The sequence below is a fragment of the Streptococcus australis genome, assembly GCF_901543175.1.
GTDB lineage: Bacteria > Bacillota > Bacilli > Lactobacillales > Streptococcaceae > Streptococcus > Streptococcus australis_A.
Map to the genome: position 1 here is coordinate 393067 of NZ_LR594040.1, position 21126 is coordinate 414192.

The 21126-nt window shown below is 41.2% G+C and carries 17 protein-coding genes and 1 CRISPR repeat array (1 of these 18 only partly in view); all 17 genes read left to right on the top strand.

From position 1 onward, the window contains the following. Positions 1–26 precede the first annotated feature (26 nt). The 17 genes from FGK98_RS02080 (at position 27) to cas2e (ending at position 20984) form a co-directional block, all read left to right on the top strand. Positions 27–2423: a primosomal protein N' gene (locus FGK98_RS02080; protein WP_138099821.1), complete on the top strand. Its 2397-nt coding sequence runs from the start codon at positions 27–29 to the stop codon at positions 2421–2423. A 12-nt stretch (positions 2424–2435) separates the two neighbouring features. Further along, the gene (gene fmt / locus FGK98_RS02085) at positions 2436–3371 is read left to right on the top strand and encodes a methionyl-tRNA formyltransferase (protein WP_138099822.1); all 936 of its coding nucleotides are present in this window, start codon (positions 2436–2438) and stop codon (positions 3369–3371) included. After that, positions 3364–4677, top strand: coding sequence for a 16S rRNA (cytosine(967)-C(5))-methyltransferase RsmB (rsmB, locus tag FGK98_RS02090; protein ID WP_171011099.1), 1314 nt, complete (start codon positions 3364–3366; stop codon positions 4675–4677). The genes fmt and rsmB overlap by 8 nt, the downstream gene beginning before the upstream one ends. 15 nt (positions 4678–4692) lie before the next feature. Beyond that, positions 4693–5433, top strand: a complete 741-nt coding sequence (locus tag FGK98_RS02095; protein WP_000401537.1) for a Stp1/IreP family PP2C-type Ser/Thr phosphatase — start codon at positions 4693–4695, stop codon at positions 5431–5433. Further along, positions 5430–7313: a Stk1 family PASTA domain-containing Ser/Thr kinase gene (pknB, locus tag FGK98_RS02100; RefSeq protein ID WP_138099824.1), complete on the top strand. Its 1884-nt coding sequence runs from the start codon at positions 5430–5432 to the stop codon at positions 7311–7313. Before FGK98_RS02095 ends, pknB begins: the two co-directional genes overlap by 4 nt. An 87-nt stretch (positions 7314–7400) precedes the next feature. Next, a complete protein-coding gene (locus FGK98_RS02105) occupies positions 7401–8159 on the top strand; it encodes a threonine/serine exporter family protein (RefSeq protein ID WP_000344542.1) in 759 nt (252 codons plus the stop codon). Position 8160: 1 nt separating this feature from the next. Further along, positions 8161–8616: a threonine/serine exporter family protein gene (locus FGK98_RS02110; protein WP_138099825.1), complete on the top strand. Its 456-nt coding sequence runs from the start codon at positions 8161–8163 to the stop codon at positions 8614–8616. A gap of 118 nt (positions 8617–8734) precedes the next feature. Then, positions 8735–9907, top strand: coding sequence for a hydroxymethylglutaryl-CoA synthase (locus tag FGK98_RS02115; protein WP_138099826.1), 1173 nt, complete (start codon positions 8735–8737; stop codon positions 9905–9907). After that, a complete protein-coding gene (locus FGK98_RS02120; RefSeq protein WP_138099827.1) occupies positions 9907–11181 on the top strand; it encodes a hydroxymethylglutaryl-CoA reductase, degradative in 1275 nt (424 codons plus the stop codon). The genes FGK98_RS02115 and FGK98_RS02120 overlap by 1 nt, the downstream gene beginning before the upstream one ends. A gap of 482 nt (positions 11182–11663) precedes the next feature. After that, complete coding sequence (cas3, locus tag FGK98_RS02125) at positions 11664–14444, top strand: CRISPR-associated helicase Cas3' (RefSeq protein WP_138099828.1); 2781 nt, start codon at positions 11664–11666, stop codon at positions 14442–14444. Then, positions 14431–16098: a type I-E CRISPR-associated protein Cse1/CasA gene (locus FGK98_RS02130; RefSeq protein ID WP_138099829.1), complete on the top strand. Its 1668-nt coding sequence runs from the start codon at positions 14431–14433 to the stop codon at positions 16096–16098. The genes cas3 and FGK98_RS02130 overlap by 14 nt, the downstream gene beginning before the upstream one ends. A gap of 9 nt (positions 16099–16107) precedes the next feature. Then, positions 16108–16701 (top strand): type I-E CRISPR-associated protein Cse2/CasB, encoded by a 594-nt coding sequence (casB, locus tag FGK98_RS02135; RefSeq protein ID WP_138099830.1) that lies wholly within the window; start codon positions 16108–16110, stop codon positions 16699–16701. Beyond that, positions 16691–17764 carry a type I-E CRISPR-associated protein Cas7/Cse4/CasC gene (cas7e, locus tag FGK98_RS02140; RefSeq protein WP_000210567.1) on the top strand — a complete coding sequence of 358 codons (1074 nt, stop codon included), beginning with the start codon at positions 16691–16693 and terminating at the stop codon, positions 17762–17764. Before casB ends, cas7e begins: the two co-directional genes overlap by 11 nt. Before the next feature lie 9 nt (positions 17765–17773). Continuing rightward, positions 17774–18493: a type I-E CRISPR-associated protein Cas5/CasD gene (gene cas5e, locus FGK98_RS02145; RefSeq protein ID WP_138099831.1), complete on the top strand. Its 720-nt coding sequence runs from the start codon at positions 17774–17776 to the stop codon at positions 18491–18493. 4 nt (positions 18494–18497) lie between these two features. Further along, entirely contained in the window at positions 18498–19145 is a 648-nt protein-coding gene (gene cas6e, locus FGK98_RS02150) for a type I-E CRISPR-associated protein Cas6/Cse3/CasE (protein WP_125449331.1), read from the top strand. After that, entirely contained in the window at positions 19139–20080 is a 942-nt protein-coding gene (gene cas1e / locus FGK98_RS02155) for a type I-E CRISPR-associated endonuclease Cas1e (RefSeq protein WP_138099832.1), read from the top strand. Before cas6e ends, cas1e begins: the two co-directional genes overlap by 7 nt. A gap of 1 nt (position 20081) precedes the next feature. Continuing rightward, positions 20082–20984 carry a type I-E CRISPR-associated endoribonuclease Cas2e gene (cas2e, locus tag FGK98_RS02160; protein WP_138099833.1) on the top strand — a complete coding sequence of 301 codons (903 nt, stop codon included), beginning with the start codon at positions 20082–20084 and terminating at the stop codon, positions 20982–20984. A 23-nt stretch (positions 20985–21007) separates the two neighbouring features. Next, positions 21008–21126: direct repeats of the CRISPR family, unit length 28 nt; unit sequence GTTTTTCCCGCACTCGCGGGGGTGATCC (it continues 1194 nt past the right edge of the window).

A 21126-nucleotide genomic window follows, 5' to 3' on the forward strand; every position in this document is an offset into this window, starting at 1 on the left:
TTTACTGACAAGGAGGAGGTGAGAAGATGGCTATCGCAAAGATTATAGTGGATGTTCCCCTGATGCAGACGGACCAGCCCTATAGCTACAAGGTCCCTGAGGAATTTGTAGACATGCTAGAAGTCGGTATGCGGGTTCACGTTCCTTTTGGTAAAGGCAATCGTTTGATCCAAGGGATTGTGCTAGGCTTGGAGTCCCAGTCGGATGAAGAGATGGCAGATCAGGACTTGAAAGAGATTGCAGAAGTGCTGGACTTTTCTCCCGTCTTGACTCAGGAGCAACTCTGGCTAGCTGAGGAGCTACGTAAGTCTGTCTTTTCTTACAAAATCTCCATCCTAAAAGCCATGCTTCCAGGATTTTTAAACTCCAGTTATGATAAGATTCTCTATCCTTTAGAAGGCCTAAGTCAGGCAGACAGAGAGCGCTTGTTTGGTTCTGAAGATTCGCTAGCCTTTTCTTCTCTAGATTTAGCCAAGCAGGCAGAAATGATGCGCTTGACCAGAAAAGGTCTGCTCCGCTTAGAGTACCAGGCTGTCGATCAAAAGAAGGTCAAGACCCAGTCTTGGTATGAGGTCCATGTTGAACAGTTGGAAGGTATTGAGATTTCTGCGCGTGCTAAGAAAAAGGCAGAGCTGAGAGACTATCTGCTTGCTCATGCGGAAAGTGCTCCTCTGGCTAGCTTGCTAGAGTCTTATTCGAGGGAGCAAGTCAACTTTTTTGTGGATCAAGGAGCGCTAACCCTAGTTCAAAAGGAAGTGCAACGTTCAGCTGCTTATTTCGAAGGCATTGAAGTAAGTAGACCTTTGGAGCTGAACCCAGAGCAAAGACAAGCTCGCGATGCTGTTATCAGTGCTATTGGCAGTCAGCAACCTCCTTTCCTCCTTCAAGGGATTACAGGAAGTGGGAAAACAGAGGTTTATTTGCAGATTATCCAAGGAACCTTGGACAAGGGCAAGACAGCCATTTTGCTGGTACCTGAGATTTCTCTGACACCTCAGATGACCGAGCGCTTTATTTCTCGTTTCGGCGAGAAAGTGGCCATCCTTCATTCAGGCTTGTCTAATGGTGAGAAGTACGATGAATGGCGCAAGGTTGAGCGTGGAGATGCTCAAGTTGTGGTTGGGGCCAGATCGGCCATCTTTGCTCCTCTGAAAAATCTGGGTGTCATGATTATTGATGAAGAACATGAAGCCAGTTACAAGCAAGACAGCAATCCGCGTTATCATGCTAGAGAGGTCGCCATTCTACGGGCCCAGTACAATCAAGCAGCTCTCGTACTTGGGTCTGCCACACCGAGCTTAGAAAGCCGTGCGAGGGCTGGAAAAGGTGTCTACCACCACTTACGTCTAACCCAACGAGCCAATCCTATGGCTACGATTCCAGAGGTTCAAGTGATTGACTTTCGGGACTATATCGGACAAAATGAGACATCAAACTTCACCCCTCCTTTGCTAGAAGCTATCCAAGACCGACTGGATAAAAAAGAGCAGGCAGTCCTCATGCTCAACCGTCGGGGCTATTCTAGCTTTGTTATGTGTAGGGAGTGTGGGACTGTGGATACTTGTCCCAACTGTGATATTTCTCTGACTCTCCATATGGATACAAAGACCATGAATTGCCATTACTGTGGCTTTTCTAAGGGAATTCCTCATGTCTGTCCCAACTGTCAGAGCAGCAGTATTCGTTACTACGGGACAGGGACTCAGAAAGCATATGATGAGCTAGCAGAACTCTTTCCTCAGGCTCGCATTCTGCGGATGGATGTGGATACGACCCGTAGAAAAGGCAGTCACCAAGCTCTTCTTGACCAGTTTGGGCGAGGGGAAGCGGATATCTTGCTGGGAACTCAGATGATTGCCAAGGGCTTGGATTTTCCCAATGTGACCCTAGTCGGAGTTCTTAATGCGGATACGGCCTTGAATTTGCCTGATTTCCGTTCTTCTGAGAGAACCTTCCAACTCTTGACCCAGGTGGCTGGCCGTGCAGGTCGAGCGGAGAAAGCAGGTCAGGTCTTGATCCAGTCTTACAATCCTGAGCACTATGCCATTCGATTTGCAAAAGATCAGGACTATGAAGGTTTTTATGCCTATGAAATGGGCATCAGGCGCCAACTCGGTTATCCGCCTTATTATTTCACTATTGGGATTACCCTCTCTCACAAGAAAGAAGAAGAGGTTGTCAAACGTGCCTATGAGGTCATGGGAATTTTGCGCTCAGGTTTATCGGAAACTAGTAAAATCCTTGGACCAACGCCAAAACCCATTGCCCGTACCCACAACCTTTATCATTACCAGATTTTGATTAAATACCGTTTAGAAGATGAGCTGGGTCCAACCCTCAATCAGGTTTTGGCCTTGACTCAAGAACGTGAAAATAGCGAGCTTCGTCTCAGCATTGATCATGAACCGCAGCAATTTTTATAAGAAGGAGAAGAAATGACAAAACTAATCTTTATGGGGACTCCCGACTTTTCAGCAACAGTTTTGAAGGGGTTGTTATCAGATGATCGTTACGAGATCCTAGCTGTTGTGACCCAGCCAGACCGCGCTGTCGGCCGTAAAAAAGTTATCCAAGAAACTCCAGTCAAGCAGGCCGCCAAAGAAGCGGGTCTCCCTATCTACCAACCTGAAAAATTATCTGGAAGCCCAGAGCTGGAAGCTATTATGAATTTAGGAGCGGATGGGATTGTGACCGCTGCTTTTGGGCAGTTTCTCCCAAGTAAACTTCTTGATAGCATGGATTTTGCGGTCAACGTTCACGCTTCCCTTCTCCCCAAACACCGTGGTGGCGCCCCCATTCATTATGCCTTGATTCAAGGGGATGAGGAAGCTGGTGTGACTATTATGGAAATGGTCAAGGAAATGGATGCAGGAGATATGATTTCCCGTCGCAGTATTCCCATCACAGATGAGGACAATGTTGGTACCTTGTTTGAAAAATTGGCGATCGTTGGTCGTGATTTGCTTTTGGATACCTTACCTGCCTATATTGCTGGGGAGATCAAACCTGTGCCTCAGGATCCAAGTCAGGTCACTTTCTCGCCAAATATCAAGCCAGAGGAAGAAAAGCTGGACTGGACCAAGACCAATCGCCAACTCTTCAACCAAATCCGTGGAATGAACCCATGGCCAGTTGCCCATACTTTTCTCAAAGGCGACCGCTTTAAGATTTATGAAGCCCTACCAGTAGAAGGTCAGGGAAATCCAGGTGAGCTCCTCTCTATTGGCAAGAAAGAATTGATCGTCGCAACGGCTGAAGGAGCTCTATCTCTCAAACAAGTGCAGCCAGCAGGCAAGCCTAAGATGGATATTGCTTCCTTCCTCAACGGTGTTGGACGGACTTTGACTGTAGGAGAACGATTTGGTGACTAAAGTAGAAACGGCTAGAAATCTAGCTCTAACAGTGTTAGAGGATGTTTTTGTTAATCAAGCCTATTCGAATATTGCCTTAAACAAATATCTCAAGGGGTGCAAACTTTTAGCTTCAGACAAGGGCTTGGTGACAGAGATTGTCTACGGAACGGTAGCCCGCAAACTCACCTTAGAATGGTACTTGTCCCACTTTATAGAAGACCGAGACAAGCTAGATAACTGGCTCTATATCCTGCTTCTTATGAGCGCCTACCAACTCCAGTACCTAGACAAGGTACCTGATCATGCCGTCGTAAATGAAGCGGTAGAATTGGCAAAAGCTCGTAAAAAAGGCAGTGAAAAATTGGTCAATGCTGTCCTTCGTCGTATCTTGCGAGAAGGGTGGCCAGATATTGCAACTATCAAACGCAAAAACAAGCGTGATTCCATTGCTTATTCTCTCCCAGTCTGGTTGGTGTCTAAGCTCAAGGAAGAATATGGCGAAGAGCGAGCCCAAGCCATCTTTGACAGCCTATTGGTGCGTAACAAAGCCAGCATCCGAGTGACCGACTTGAGCCGAAAAGAGGAAATCAAGGCCGTGTTAGAGGCGAGTGATTCACCTTTGGCCGCTTCTGGTTTGGTCAAGGAGCAGGGACACTTTGCGGGACATGATTTGTTTTCAGAGGGAGCCATTACCATCCAAGACGAGTCCAGTCAACTGGTTGCTCCCACTCTTGATCTGCAAGGCGATGAGCAGGTTCTAGATGCCTGTGCGGCTCCGGGTGGAAAAACAGCCCATATAGCTTCTTACCTCACATCCGGTAAGGTGACGGCTTTGGATCTTTATGATCACAAGTTGGACTTGATCCAAGAAAATGCCCAACGTCTGGGTGTGGCGGATAGAGTGCAAACGAAAAAATTGGATGCCAGAAAAGTGCATGAGTTTTTTGAAAAAGACTCTTTTGACAAGATTTTAGTAGATGCTCCTTGTTCTGGAATTGGTCTTTTGCGCCGCAAACCAGATATCAAATACAATAAAGAAACGGCGGATTTCGCATCATTACAGCAAATTCAGCTAGAAATACTAGGTAGTGTTTGTCAAACCTTACGAAAAGGTGGTATAATAACGTATAGTACCTGCACTATCGTCTCAGAGGAGAACTTTCACGTCGTTGAGGCATTTTTAGAAAGTCACCCCGAGTTTGAGCAGGTTAAACTAGAACATGAATGCAAGGATATTTTGAAGGACGGCTGTATCTTGATCACTCCTGAATTGTACGGAAGTGATGGATTCTTTATCAGCCAATTCCGCAAGATATCTGATTAGGAAGGAACTGACACAATGGAAATAGCATTATTAACAGATGTTGGTCAGAAACGAACAAATAACCAAGACTATGTCAATCACTTTGTCAACCGAGCAGGACGCACCATGATCCTCTTGGCTGATGGGATGGGAGGACACCGTGCAGGCAATATCGCTAGTGAGATGGCGGTGACAGATCTGGGCGTGGCTTGGGTTGATACCCAAATCGACACCGTCAATGAGATCCGTGAATGGTTTGCCCACTATCTGGAACTTGAAAATCAAAAAATTCATCAGATGGGGAAAGACGAAGCCTATAAGGGGATGGGAACAACGCTTGAAGCAGTAGCCATTATTGGAAATCAAGCTATTTATGCCCATATTGGTGATTCTCGTATCGGTTTGATCCGTGGTGAAGATTATCGCCAGCTCACAAGTGATCATTCTTTGGTTAATGCTCTGCTAAAGGCTGGTCAGCTAACTCCAGAGGAGGCAGAAGTTCATCCGCAGAAAAATATCATTACCCAATCCATTGGGCAAAAAGATGAAATTCAACCAGATTTTGGCATGGTTAGCCTAGAGCCAGGAGACTACCTCTTGCTCAACAGTGACGGCTTGACCAATATGATCTCAGGAAGCGATATCTACGATATTGTAACGAGTGATATTTCCTTGGCAGACAAGGCGGCAACTTTGATTCGTTTTGCCAACAATGCAGGTGGTTTAGACAATATCACGGTTGCCCTTGTTCACATGAATGAGGAGGAAGTAGAATGATCCAGATCGGCAAGATTTTTGCCGGACGATATCGAATTGTCAAACAGATTGGTCGAGGAGGCATGGCGGATGTTTACTTGGCCAAGGATTTGATCCTAGACGGGGAAGAAGTGGCGGTTAAGGTCCTGAGGACTAACTATCAGACAGATCCGATTGCTGTGGCACGTTTTCAACGTGAAGCGAGAGCCATGGCGGATCTGGATCATCCCCATATCGTTCGAATAACAGATATCGGTGAGGAAGACGGTCAGCAGTATCTAGCTATGGAGTATGTGGCAGGGCTTGACCTCAAACGTTATATCAAAGAACACTCCCCTCTCTCAAATGAAGAAGCCGTCCGTATTATGGGACAGATTCTCTTGGCGATGCGTCTGGCGCATACGAGAGGGATTATCCACCGAGATTTGAAACCTCAAAATATCCTCTTGACACCAGATGGAACTGCCAAAGTTACAGACTTTGGGATTGCCGTGGCTTTTGCAGAGACCAGTCTGACACAGACCAACTCCATGCTCGGTTCAGTCCACTATCTCTCACCTGAGCAGGCCCGTGGTTCCAAGGCAACTGTGCAGAGTGACATCTATGCTATGGGGATTATTTTCTATGAAATGTTGACTGGACATATCCCTTATGATGGGGATAGTGCCGTGACTATTGCCCTCCAGCATTTCCAAAAACCACTCCCATCTGTTATTGCTGAGAATCCAGCAGTACCGCAAGCTTTGGAAAATGTCGTTATCAAGGCAACAGCTAAGAAATTGACGGATCGCTATCAGTCTGTTTCGGAAATGTATGTAGACTTGTCGAGTTGTTTGTCTCACAATCGTAGGAGAGAACCAAAGCTAGTCTTCGATGAGGCAAGCAAGGTTGATACCAAGACCTTGCCTAAGGTTCCACAAAGCACTCTGACTTCTATTCCGAAGGCTAAGCCACAATTAGATCGACCTCAATCAAAACAGCAGACTCAGCAGGTGGTAGATGAAGCACCTGTACCAAAACCAGCGAAAAAACGGAAGTTTAAAGCTCGCTACATGATTTTACTAGCCAGTGCCTTGCTAGTTGCAGCCTCTTTGATTTGGATCTTCTCCCGAACTCCAGCGACTATTGCTATTCCAAATGTATCGGGACAGACAGTAGCAGAGGCAAAAGAAGCCCTTAAAAAGGCCAAGTTTGAAGCTGGTGAAGAGAAATCGGAAGCTAGTGATACAGTAGCGGAAGGACGCGTTATTCGAACCGATCCAGAAGCTGGCGGCGGTCGAAAAGAAGGGACCAAGGTCAACTTGATTGTATCATCAGGCAAGCAATCCTTTCAACTAAGTAACTATGTAGGACGCAGGTCTTCAGATGTTGTCGCAGAGCTCAAAGAGAAAAAGGTTCCGGAAAATCTTATCAAAATTGAGGAAGAAGAAACAAGTGAGAGCGATCCGGGCACAGTTATTAGACAAACCCCAGCTGCAGGAAGTACGTATGATTTGACCAAGGCAACCAGTATTGTTTTGACAGTCGCTAAGAAAGTAACCAGCGTTTCCATGCCAAGTTACATTGGCTCCAGTCTCGAATTTACGAAAAATAATTTGATTCAAATTGTTGGTGTAAAAGAGGCCAATATCGAAGTTGTGGAAGTATCGACTGCTCCTGAAGGAACTACTGCAGGAACCGTTGTTAGTCAGGACCCTAAACCTGGAGAAAAGGTAGATCTCAATAAAACACGTGTTAAGATTTCGATTTATAAACCAAAACCACTTCCTTCTTCCTCAAGTTCGTCTCAACACAGAAATCCAGGAACAGACACGACGCCTTCTCAGAGTAACAATCAAGGTAGCAACTCTACAACGGATTCTTCAGATGGCAGTAGAACGTCAAGCAATGAACGAAATTAACCCAATCTTTGTCATGAAATCATGACAAAGATTTTTTTTAACAAGATTTTGTGATAAAATATAGGGAGTAGAAAAAAGGAGGAGAAAATGGACGAATCAAGAGAGTTGAATGCCGTCATTGATGTAATTATGTTAGCTGGAACCATTCTCTTGAAAAGTGGTTCGGAGATTCATCGGGTTGAGGATACCATGATTCGTATTGCCCATTCACAAGGGATTATGGACTGTAATGTGCTTGCCATGCCCGCTGCTATTTTCTTTTCTATTGAAAATACCAATATTTCTCGGATGAAACGGGTGACCTCATCCTCTTATAACATTGAAAAAGTTTGCGATGTCAACCAAGTATCACGGGAGCTTGTGGGCGGGCAGATTGATCTCTCGACAGCCTTTAAAAAGCTCAAAGAAATTGGTAATCAAGCCCTTCCTTATACAAAGTTCCAAGTGACTGTAGCAGCGACCCTCAGTGCCCCTTTCTTCTCGATTATGTTTGGGGGCAATGTTTATGACGCTTTTGGTGCAGCTATTGCAACTTTATTTGGATTTGCCTTCTCTCTCTACGTCGAGAAGTTTGTCCGCATTCCTTTTGTAACGGCCTTTGCGGGTGCCTTTGTTTTCGGATTGATCGCCCAGTTCTGGGCCCGCTATACAGGCTTTCCTTCGACGGCAGACCTGATTATAGCAGGAGCGGTCATGCCCTTTGTTCCAGGGATTGCTCTGACAAATGCGGTACGGGATATCATGACCAATCATATCAACTCTGGTATGAGCAAGATGTTTGAATCTTTGCTCATTACCCTCGCTTTAGGGGCCGGCACTTCTGTCGCCCTGGTTTTGATGACATAAGATGACTCTAACAAGTATTTTACTCCAAGCAGTGGCGAGTTTACTCGCCATTATCACCTTTCTAATCGTACTGAATGTTCAACGCTCTATGCTCCTACCTGGTGGTGTTCTGGGAATGGGTGTCTGGCTCCTCTATCTCGTGCTCAAAGAACCGACCAATGTTATTGTTGCGACCTTTATCGCGGCGGTGGTAGGTTCTTGTATCAGCCAGATTTTAAGTATCATCTATAAGACACCAGCAGTGGTTTTTGTCTTGGCTATTCTTGCCCCCCTGGTACCAGGTTATCTTTCCTATCGGACGACTGCCTTCTTTGTGACAGGCGATTACAGCCATGCCCTTGCCAGTGCAACTTTAGTGGTTATGTTGGCTCTCGTTATTTCTATCGGGATGGCGAGTGGAACGGTGATTTTAAAACTTTATTACTATATCCGAAAACAGCGAGGAATCTCCTCCTAAGGCTGTCAAAGAAAAGGCTTGATTTGGTGAATCAAGTCTTTTTTCTCTCATTTGTTCCTATTTGTGATAAAATAGAATAGAACGATTTTTTACAATGAATGAAAAAACAGAGGTAAATATGACAATCGGTATTGATAAGATTGGTTTTGCGACCAGTCAATATGTCTTGAAATTACAAGACCTAGCAGAAGCAAGAGGAGTTGATCCGGATAAATATAGTAAGGGTCTCTTATTAAACGAAATTAGCATTGCACCATTGACTGAGGATGTTGTCACATTAGCTGCCAGTGCAAGCAACTCTATCCTCACAGATAAGGAAAAAGAAGAAATCGACATGGTTATTGTGGCGACCGAGTCAGGGGTTGACCAGAGTAAGGCAGCAGCGGTTTTTGTTCACGGCCTATTAGGTATCCAGCCTTTCGCTCGTAGCTTTGAAATCAAAGAAGCCTGTTATGGAGCAACAGCTGCCCTCCATTATGCCAAGTTGCATGTGGAAAATTCTCCAGAGTCTAAGATCTTGGTCATCGCCAGCGATATTGCCAAGTATGGTGTAGGGACTCCAGGTGAACCAACTCAGGGAGCTGGGAGTGTGGCGATGTTGATTACGCAAAATCCGCGTACCATGGCCTTTAACAATGATAATGTTGCTCAAACTCGAGACATCATGGATTTCTGGCGACCAAATTATTCAAGCACCCCTTATGTCAATGGTGTTTATTCAACCCAGCAGTATCTGGACAGTCTAACAACGACTTGGGACGAATACAAGAAGCGCTACGATTGGACCATGGGTGACTTTGCAGCCATCTGTTTTCACTTGCCTTATCCTAAGCTGGCCCTAAAAGGCTTGCGCAAGATGATGGACAAGACCTTATCTCAAGAAAAACAGGATAGTTTGCAAGAAAACTTTGACAAATCAATTCTCTATAGTCAGATGATTGGGAATATCTATACAGGTTCCCTCTTCCTCGGCCTCCTTTCCCTTTTGGAAAATGCAGAGAATTTGAAGGCTGGCGATAAAATTGCCCTTTACAGTTACGGAAGTGGAGCTGTTTCAGAGTTCTTTAGTGGTGAATTGGTTGAAGGCTATGAGGCCTATCTCGACAAAGAGCGCTTGAGCAAACTCAAGCAACGGACAGTCCTATCCGTTGCAGACTATGAAAAAGTCTTCTTTGAAGAGGTGCAGTTGGATGAATCTGGTTCAGCCCAATTTGCAGGTTTTGAGAATCAAGACTATGCCTTGGTGGAGATTGTCGACCACCAACGCCGTTATAGCAAGGTTGAAAAATAATGAAGATAAGTTGGAATGGATTTTCTAAAAAATCATACCATGAGCGCCTTGAGTTGTTGCGAGCTCAGGCGCTCCTTAGTCCTGAAAAGCAAACCAGTCTGGAGCAGGATGAACAAGTCAGCTTGTCTGTCGCAGACCAGCTGAGTGAGAATGTGGTAGGAACTTTTTCTCTGCCTTATTCCATCATTCCAGAACTTTTGGTGAATGGTCAGGATTATACAGTTCCTTATGTGACAGAAGAACCCTCAGTGGTTGCAGCGGCTAGCTATGCCAGCAAAATCATCAAGCGAGCAGGCGGTTTTACTGCTCAGGTTCATCAGCGCCAGATGATTGGTCAGGTAGCCCTTTATCAAGTTGCTGATCCTGAACAAGCGCAAGTGAAGATTGCCAGTAAGAAAGCCGAACTCTTGGAACTTGCCAATCAAGCCTATCCTTCTATCGTTAAACGAGGAGGTGGGGCGCGTGATTTGCATGTAGAGCAGATCAAGGGAGAAACAGACTTTCTCGTCGTCTATCTCCATATCGATACTCAGGAAGCCATGGGGGCCAATATGCTCAATACCATGCTTGAAGCCTTGAAGCCAGTCTTAGAAGAACTCAGTCAGGGACAGAGTCTCATGGGAATCCTATCCAATTACGCAACAGATTCTCTGGTGACTGCCAGCTGTCGAATTGCCTTTCGTTACTTGAGTCGACAAAAGGATGAAGCCAGAGAAATTGCAGAGAAGATAGCTTTGGCCAGCCAGTTTGCGCAGGCTGATCCTTACCGAGCGGCTACTCACAATAAAGGGATTTTTAATGGTATCGATGCTATTTTAATCGCCACGGGTAATGATTGGCGTGCCATCGAAGCAGGGGCTCATGCCTTTGCCAGTCGAGATGGACGCTATCGAGGTCTTAGTCAATGGAAGCTGGACATGGAAAGAGAAGAATTGGTTGGTGAGATGACCCTACCTATGCCTGTAGCGACCAAGGGTGGCTCTATCGGTCTCAATCCCCGAGTAGCTCTTAGTCACGAACTACTGGGAAATCCTTCTGCCAAAGAATTAGCTCAAATTATCGTGTCTATCGGACTAGCACAAAACTTTGCGGCTCTGAAAGCTTTGGTCAGTACGGGCATCCAGCAAGGTCACATGAAGTTGCAGGCCAAATCCCTAGCTCTCCTAGCTGGTGCTAGTGAGTCTGAAGTTGCTCCCCTAGTTGAGCGCCTCATCGCAGATAAAACCTTTAACTTAGAGACAGCCCAGCAATTTTTAAAAGTTTTGCGGTCTTAACCAGTTGAAACCGTGGTATTAGTCTCAAAAAATGAAACATAAGGAAAACAAGTTTATTGTCAATTGAAAAGTCTCACATATAACGATGAACAAGAGAGGATTACATTATTCTCTCTTTTTTGATAATTGTATCACAGAGAATGTACCCATTATGATTATTACTTTCCTTGTTATTATGCCTCATAACTAATATAGTCGTTTTTCAACAATACAATCCTTTGCAGTTAATTCAAGGGAAAAATCATCCATTTCTTACTTTAGGGTATGGAAGTGAAGCAATTATATGGTGAATGGTTTTATAGTAATAAAGAGCATTCTAGTAATGTTTTAAAACTCCTCTAAAAATGATTTCCCCATTCTTATGTTTACACTACTTTAGAAAATAGCATCTTTTTGTAACCCCTTCCATGTTTGTTGTTGTCTTTTAAAACTTTTAGGTATAAAATGGAAGTATATAGAATGGGATGTAGAGGGGATGAATCATGTTTAAGAAAAAGTCCGATACGCTTTGGGCTAAGAAAAAGGAAGAAAATGGTAGATTTTTTTGGTTACCCTTGTCTCAGCATCTAGAAGACACAAAAAATATAACTGGACTTCTCTGGGAGCATTGGTTAAGTGAGGGACAAAAAAAACTGATTGAGGATTCTCTGGATTCAGTAACATATGATGGAGATTTAGGGAAACGAGTTGCACAATTTTTAGCTGCTGTTCATGATATCGGGAAAGCAACTCCAGCCTTTCAAACTCAAAGAGGATTTGCTAATTCAGATGATTTGGATATTCAACTATTAGAAAAATTGGAGCAGTCAGGATTTACTAAAATTAGTTCACTTCAACTATCATCACCGAAAAAGAGCCATCATAGCCTTGCAGGTCAATATTTGCTTTCTAGTTATGGTGTTCAAGAGGATATTTCGACTATTATTGGTGGACACCATGGACGACCGATTGATACGATCGAGGATGTAAAAAATCAAGGGAGCTATCTTTCAAACTATTTTCAAAATGAAAGTAAGGAGAGTGCTATCCATAAGAACTGGGATTTGGTTCAAAAAGAAATCTTCAACTGTGCTATAGATGAGTTGGGGTTTGACTCTGTGAGAGAGCTTCCTAAAATTAAACAGCCAGCTCAAGTTATCTTATCAGGATTGCTGATTATGGCTGACTGGATTGCTAGTAATGAGCACTACTTTCCTTTATTGAGTGTCAATGAAAAAGAGGTGGTAGATAAGTCAAGACGCCTTCAAGATGGGTTTGAAAGGTGGAAAAAAACTAGTTTGTGGCAAGCTAAATATATCTCAAAACCAGATAGTCTCTATAAGGAAAGATTTGGATTTGAACCTAATAATGTTCAATCAATCTTATCTCATGTTACTGCTCAAATATCTAAACCTGGGATTGTAGTTCTAGAAGCACCAATGGGGTTAGGGAAGACAGAAGCTTCATTGATTACAGCAGAGCAGTTAGCTACTAAGACGGGAAGAAGCGGTCTTTTTTTTGGTTTACCAACTCAAGCGACATCGAATGGGATTTTTAATCGTATTGAAAAATGGGTTGAAAGTTTAAAAGATGATTCTGAAGACATACTATCTATTCAGTTGGTACACGGGAAAGCAGCTCTGAATGAAGATTTTTTAAAACTTAAAGCTAGTACATTTAATTTTGACGATGTAGAAAATGGTAGTGTTATCATTAATGAATGGTTTTCTGGGAGAAAGACTTCGGCTTTAGATGATTTTGTAGTGGGGACTGTTGACCAGTTCTTAATGTTAGCATTGAAACAAAAACATTTAGCTTTACGTCATCTAGGTTTTAGTAAAAAGGTTGTTATTATTGATGAAGTTCACGCCTATGATGCTTATATGAGTCAATATTTGATGGAGGCGATAAAATGGATGGGAGCCTATGGCGTTCCAGTAGTCATTTTGTCAGCGACATTACCTTCTCAACAAAGAGAAAATATACTTAAAAGCTATATGGCTGGGATGGGGATTAAATGGCGAGATATTGAAAATACGGACCAATTAGAGACAGACGCTTATCCTTTAATCACTTATAATGATGGCTCAGAGATTCATCAAGTTACAACATTCAATAAGCAAAACATAAAAGACATTCACATCATTCGTTTACAAGAAGAGCAGTTATTGGAAACCGTTAAAGATGGCCTTGAGGGCGGTGGCGTAGTTGGAATTATTGTTAATACAGTGAGAAGATCCCAAGAGTTGGCAAGAAACTTTTCGGAAATTTTTGGAGATGATATGGTGGAATTGCTTCATTCTAGTTTTATTGCGACCGAAAGAATCCAAAAAGAGAAAGAATTATTACAACAAATCGGAAAAAATGTAGAACGTCCACATAAGAAAGTTATCATTGGAACTCAGGTGATTGAGCAATCCTTGGATATTGATTTCGATGTGATGATAAGTGATCTGGCGCCTATGGACTTGCTAATACAACGTATTGGACGACTTCATCGACACCAAATAGAGCGGCCTCAAAAGCATGAAATAGCTAGGTTTTACATTTTAGGAACTTCCGAAGAGTTGGTTTTTGAAGAAGGAAGTAGTTTTGTTTATAGTGATTATCTGTTGGCCAGAACTCAGCACTTTTTACCAGATATCATGAGATTACCAGATGATATTTCACCATTAGTCCAGAAAGTTTATAGTTCAGATTTTACAATTGAGTTTTCAAGTCAGGAATTTCAGCAAAAATATTTAGATGCTAAGACGGAGCATGATGTCACGATTAAAAATAAGGAAACAAGGGCAAGAACATATCGTATCGATGATCCTATCTTAAAAATATCGAGACATAGAAACAATAGTTTGATTGGCTGGTTGAAGAACCTGCATCCAAACGATAGTGAAGAAAAATCTAATGCCCAGGTTCGTGATATTGAAGATACAATTGAAGTGATTGCTTTAAAGAAAATGTCTGATGGCTATAGCTTATTTATTGAAAATCAAGATATATCTCAGAATATTGATGATCCTTCGGTCGCTAAAAAAGTAGCACAAAATACTTTACAACTTCCGATGAGTTTATCCAAGGGCTATAATATCGATCAAACTATTGAAGAGCTTGAAAGGTATAACAACAGCTATTTAAGTCAATGGCGAAATTCATCGTGGTTAAAAGGAGCTCTCGGGATTGTTTTTGATGAAAACAATGAGTTTATTCTCAATGGGTTTAAACTCTTATATGATAAAAAATATGGAATTACAACGGAGAGGTTGAATAAGAATGAGTCGATTTAATTTGCTAGATGAACCCTGGATTTCTGTCGTTTATGATGAAAAAGGAACAACAAAAGAAGTTTCCTTGCAGGAATTGTTTATAAATGCTCATCAGTACAAAGATTTAGCAGGAGATACAAAAACGCAAGATTTTGCTGTGCTGCGAGTTTTGCTGGCTGTGTTACATACTGTCTTTTCACGCTTTGATGCAGATGGTAATGTCTATGAGTATCTGGCAGTAGATGAGCGGTTTAAACAAATTGAGCCTGTGGAAGAATCTGATATTGCTGACTATCAGGATGATTTATATGATACATGGATAGATCTTTGGGAAAGTGGTAAGTTCCCAGACATTGTTAGTCATTACCTAGAAAAATGGCGGGATCGCTTTTACTTATTTGATGAGGAATATCCATTTTTTCAAGTTAGAAAAGAGGATATTGCAGCAGACAAAATTAGTAAAGTAAAAGCAAGCAGTATCTCTGGGAAAAATATCAATAGAACGATTTCAGAGAGTGGGAATAAGTTAGCCTTATTTTCTCCAAAGAATAGTAAAAATAAAGAACAACTGACTCCTTCCGAACTTACACGATGGCTTTTAACTTTTCAAGGGTACTCAGGATTATCCGATAAAGTTATTTTTGGAAAAGAAAAATATAAAGCCTCAAAAGGCTGGTTGTTTGATATCGGTGCAGTTTTTATACAGGGAACTTCTTTATTTGAAACGCTGTTACTAAATTGTATCTTGCCATTCTATGACTATGGTAATTTAGAAAGTATTCAATGTCCCTGTTGGGAATTTGCTAGTTCTGATAATATTGATCGCTATTTGTTTGGTAGTGAATGTACAAATTTAGCTAATCTGTATACGATTTGGAGCAGAGGGATTTATATTGATCCAGAATATGATTTAAATAAGCCTTTCTTTTTTGAGATTGTAAAATTACCCGATATCAATCATCAGGACAATTTTTTAGAGCCAATGACAACATGGAAGTATAATACTACAGGAGAAAATAAAGATAGCTATACTCCTAGGAAACATCTCTTGAATCAATCGTTGTGGCGGTCTTTTGGTTTGCTAGCAGTAGAAGATAGAACAGGGCACTTTAGAAGACCGGGAATTATTGATTGGCTAGGAGATATAGGTGACACAATAGGAAATAGATTATTTAATATTATTTCCATTAGTATGCAGGACGATGGGGATCCTCGTTCAAGGGTTCCAACTGATGAAGTTATTGACTCTATACTTATCAATGATTTAGTTTTGGCTGATTTTAATGAGAGTGGTTGGGTACCACGTATTAATGAGGTGGTGGAAGAAACAAAAGCTGTCATTTCTAAAGTATATAAACGCTATATAGAGGATCTAAAAGAAATCAGGAATATCTCAAACAACAATTATACTAATCAGATGGTTGAAATGCTCTATTTCAAAATCGATCACCCTTTTCGTGAATGGTTATCCAGTATCCTACCAGATGATGAAAAGGATCCTAAAATCAAAGAATGGAGAGACTTACTGAAAAAAATGGTTAAAGCTGAAGCAAAGAGCATCTTAGGTCAAGGAGGAACGAGGGACTACCTCGGTATTGAAAAAGATGGTCGAATAAAAAATATTGCAACTGCCTATAATTCATTTGAATATTTGCTTCATCAACAATTAAAATAGGAGGTGTGTATGTTGGAACAATCCAAACAGACAGTTGGTTCTGTCACAAAAAGAATTATTAGACAATTGAGTTATGAGTTGGAGTCACCATCGAGTAAAGCTGCACTGGCAAAAATTAGAAAAACGTTGGGTAAACCCTTGAGCGATGCAACAGATATCTGGCCGATTTTATTTGAGCATTTACCAGAGGAGTTTGTTAATCCATACCAGCAGCCTAGCTATGAGGAGTTAGCAATTTATACAGCTATCCAATTTTACGCCTTACATCAACAGGGAACTTCAACTGGTGTGATGTTAGATGAGCCCGATACTTATCAAAATATCGGTTCTGCTCTTAGTCAACTTCGAAAAGGAGATGATACGACAGCCATTGACAGAAGGTTCAATGTTATGATTACATCATCAACTTTTGAAGAGTTGATCTACCATTTACGCCACATGATGATGTTACTCAAAACAAAGTCTCCTGCTACAAAGGTTGATTATGCTAAGTTAGCTGAGGACTTGTATTGGTTTTTAAAAAATGTACAAGAAAATCTTCGCCTAAATTGGGCAAGATCATATTATAAACAAATCAAAGGAGAAAAACACAATGACAACTAACCAACGCTTATTTTTAGATATTCATGCTATACAAACCTTGCCACCTTCAAATATGAATAGAGATGATACAGGTAGCCCAAAGACCGCTCAGTACGGGGGTGTAAAAAGATCGCGCGTGAGTTCTCAAGCTTGGAAGAGAGCTATAAGAGACTATTTTAATACTTATGGAGAACAGTCTAATGTCGGTGTCCGAACAAAAGACATTGTAAGATATGTTGCAGGTAAAATTGTAGAACTAGATAATTCTATCAGTTTTGAAGATGCACTAACCAAAGCAGATACAGTCTTGATAGCTACTGGAATTAAGAAAAAAGGTGAAGTCAAGGCGCTTTACTTTATGGGGGATAGACAAGCTGAGAAATTAGCTCAAGCGGCCTATGAAAATCTGACTGATAAAAAAGAACTTCAAAAACTAGCTAACTCAAATCCAGCCATTGATGTTGCTATGTTCGGTCGAATGGTAGCTGAAGATCCAACTCTAAACGAGGATGCTTCCTCTCAAGTTGCCCATGCTATTTCAACACATGCTGTACAAACTGAATTTGATTTCTTTACTGCTATTGATGATTTAGCTCCAGAGGATAATGCAGGTGCAGGTATGCTGGGAACCATCGAATTTAACTCTTCTACGCTCTATCGTTATGCCAATGTTGCGATTCATGAATTATCAAAACAACTAGAGGATGAGAAATCCTTAAAGAACAGTTTGAATTTATTCATCGAAGCATTTGCAAATTCACTCCCAACAGGAAAAGTGAATACCTTTGCCAATCAAACTTTACCGCAGGCTCTAATCGTTTCTTTGCGTGATGATCGTCCTGTTAATCTTGTCAGTGCTTTTGAAGAACCAGTTAAATCAACAGATGGTTATGTGGCAAAATCTATTGAAAAACTGTCTAAAGAGTATACAAGAGTTGAAAAATTCGTGAATAAACCACTTTTGACTTTCTATGTGACTTTGGATGAGAATGAGAGTTTAAAACAAATAGGTGAGGAAAAATATTCAGTTTCAGAATTATTAAAAGATTTTTCGGAAACCTTAGGACAAGTCCTCAAAAAATAGGTGAATGGCATGAAGACTATTTTGTTGAAATTTGCTGGCCCTTTGCAATCTTGGGGGACAAGTTCACATTTCGAAACAAGACATACGGATTTTTATCCTTCTAAGAGTTCTGTTATTGGGTTGATTGCTTCAAGTCTAGGACATCGTCGAGACGATGATGAAAAAATTACTCGGTTAAACGAGCTGGATTTTGCAGTTCGAGTGGATCAACAAGGAAATTTACTCAGAGATTTTCATATTGCACAAAAGTATACAGAAAAAGGAAAGTTTGAACGAAATTATGTCACGAATCGTTATTATTTAGAAGATGCTGTTTTTGTAGTGGCTCTTTCTCATAATAATGAGCAGTTTTTGGAAATGATTTTACAAGCTTTGAGAAATCCCTATTTTCAACCATTTATGGGAAGAAGGGCTCTGCCGTTGACTGCAGATTTTATCTTAGGTGAGACTGATATTGGAGCAGTTGAAAGTTTGAGAACTCTTGAGTGGCAAGCTTCACCATGGTTTATGAAGAGAAAGCTTATGGATGCCGTAACTTTAGAAATCTATTCTGATAGACATTTAACCGATAGAGGTATTTATCAACTGAGACAAGATGTTGTCAAGTCTTTTTCACAAAAGGGGAGAAGGTTTGGCTATAGGTATGAAACTAGAGAACTGGTTCAAGTTCGGAATTCGTTTCGAGATAAAAATACGGCACATGATGTTTTTAAGAGTATAGGAGATTGATGGTATGTATATCTCAAGAGTAGAAATTGATCGGACCAATCGCCGAAAGATTAGGCGCTTAACACATATAGGCGCTTACCATGCTTGGGTAGAAGAGAGTTTTCCAGAAGAAATGGAACAATCTATTCGAACAAGGAAATTATGGCGTATAGATCGTATCCAAGATAAAGATTACCTGATTATTGTTAGTGAAAATAAACCTGATTTACAACGATTAGAAAAATACGGGGTTTCTGGTAGTGCTCAAACTAAGGATTATCAACAATTTTTAGATAATATCTATACTGGTAGCCGAATGAAATTTCGAGTGGTGCTTAATCCAGTTATTTCCTTAGTATCACCAGATAATCTTAAAAGAGGTATTGTAAAACCTCATGTTACGAGTGAATATCAGATGAATTATCTAATAGACCGCTCTGACAAAAATGGATTTTCACTGATAAAAGAAGATTTTTCAATCGTTGAACGTGGTTATGAGGTGTTTAAAAAAGCTGTTAAACCTATCCGATTGATAAAGGTTGTTTATGAAGGGATCTTAACAGTTAGTGATGCAGATCTTTTTAAGAAGCTTTTGACTGAAGGAATGGGAAAGAAAAAAGCATACGGTTTTGGTTTAATGACCGTTATTCCATTGGGAAATGAATCATGGTAAAAAAAAGTGGAACGAAGAAAACATCTCTGCGAGAACTTCCTAAAATAAGCGATCGTGTCAGTTTTATTTACGTAGAACACGCAAAGATAAATCGTGTGGATAGCGCTATTACAGTGCTTGATAGCAACGGAACAGTTAGAATACCTGTTGCTATGATTGGTGTATTATTGTTAGGACCGGGTACTGATATTAGCCATCGTGCTGTAGAGTTGATAGGAGATGCTGGAACCAGTATGGTTTGGGTTGGTGAGCGAGGTGTTCGTCAGTATGCTCATGGAAGATCCTTAGCACATTCAACAAAATTCTTAGAGAGACAGGCTAAGCTGGTTTCAAATTCTCGGTCGCGTTTAGCTGTTGCCCGTAAAATGTATCAAATGCGATTTCCTGGTGAAGATGTCACCACATTAACAATGCAGCAACTACGGGGTCGTGAAGGAGCTAGGGTGAGAAAAGCATATAGGATGCAATCTGAAAAATTCAAGGTTCCTTGGGATAAAAGGGACTACAGACCCGATGATTTTGAAGGAGGGACGGTAGTGAATCAGGCGCTATCCGCAGCTAATGTAGCACTTTACGGTTTGGTGTACAGTATAGTGGTAGCGCTAGGTGTTTCTCCAGGTCTTGGTTTTGTACATACCGGCCATGATTTATCCTTTATTTATGATATTGCGGACTTATATAAAGCTGAATTGACTATTCCCTTAGCTTTTGAAATTGCAGCTAACTATACTGAGGATGATGATATTGGTAAGGTTGCTCGATTGAAAACAAGAGATTCCTTCGTAGATGGCAAGTTAATGGCTCGGATAGTTACTGACATTCAATATCTATTTGAAATAGATGATGAAGAAGAGTTAGTGATTGATACGCTTTCTTTATGGGATGATAAGGATAAACTTGTTAAACATGGAGTTAGTTATACGGAGAATTTATAATATGCCACTGACTGTTTTAACTTTAAAAAATGTTCCGCCGTCTTTAAAAGGGGATTTAACCAAGTGGATGCAAGAAATTGCTACAGGGGTTTACGTTGGAAATATCAATACTAGGGTTCGTGAAAAGTTATGGGATCGTATTAAGGCGAATGTTGGAAAAGGTGAGGCTACAATTAGTTACGCCTTTAGAAATGAAATTGGCTATCAATTTGATACCGTAAATGCTCAGCGGAGTGTACTAGACTATGATGGAATCCCATTAATTCTATTACCTAGCCAAACAGACAGCGATGGGAAAATATCCAGTTTTGGATACAGTGATGCTGCTAAGTTTAGACGGATCAAGCGTTTTGGCCGTCATTCAGAAGTTTCTTCAAAACCACAGAGTTCCTATATTGTGATTGATATTGAGACGGATGGTTTAGATGAGAATGAACATACCATTATAGAAATTGGGGCACTTAAGGTTACTCCATCCACTACAGAAGAGTTTAATGCTCTTATCAAACATGACGGAATCTTGCCTACGAAGATTTCTAAATTAACGGGAATTTCTCAGGCTCTATTAGAACAAAATGGTCGAAATTTAAAAGAAGTACTTTCCGATTTTTTGCTTTTTATAGGTGAATCAGCTTTAGTTGGCTATGGTATCAATTTTGATGTTAAGTTTATTAACAATGAGCTTAACAAGTTGGGCTTGCCTTTATTATCAAATAAAACTCATGATTTAAAGAAATTTGTCAAGAGTGAAAAACTATTTCTGGCTAACTATCAATTACAGACAGCTCTTAAGGAATATGGAATTGAAGAGGTAGTTCCTCATAGAGCTTTACCGGACGCTAAGTTAATCTATCAGTTATCAACAAAAGTGAATAAATTTTTGGATAGAATCAATCGGGATTAGCGATTTCAATGGGATCTTTTAGTGTTTTTCCCGCACTCGCGGGGGTGATCCTGGACTGAGGGAGCTAGTGGGGTTCTAAACGTTGTTTTTCCCGCACTCGCGGGGGTGATCCTGTCCCGAAGACACCGAAGACAATACGCTC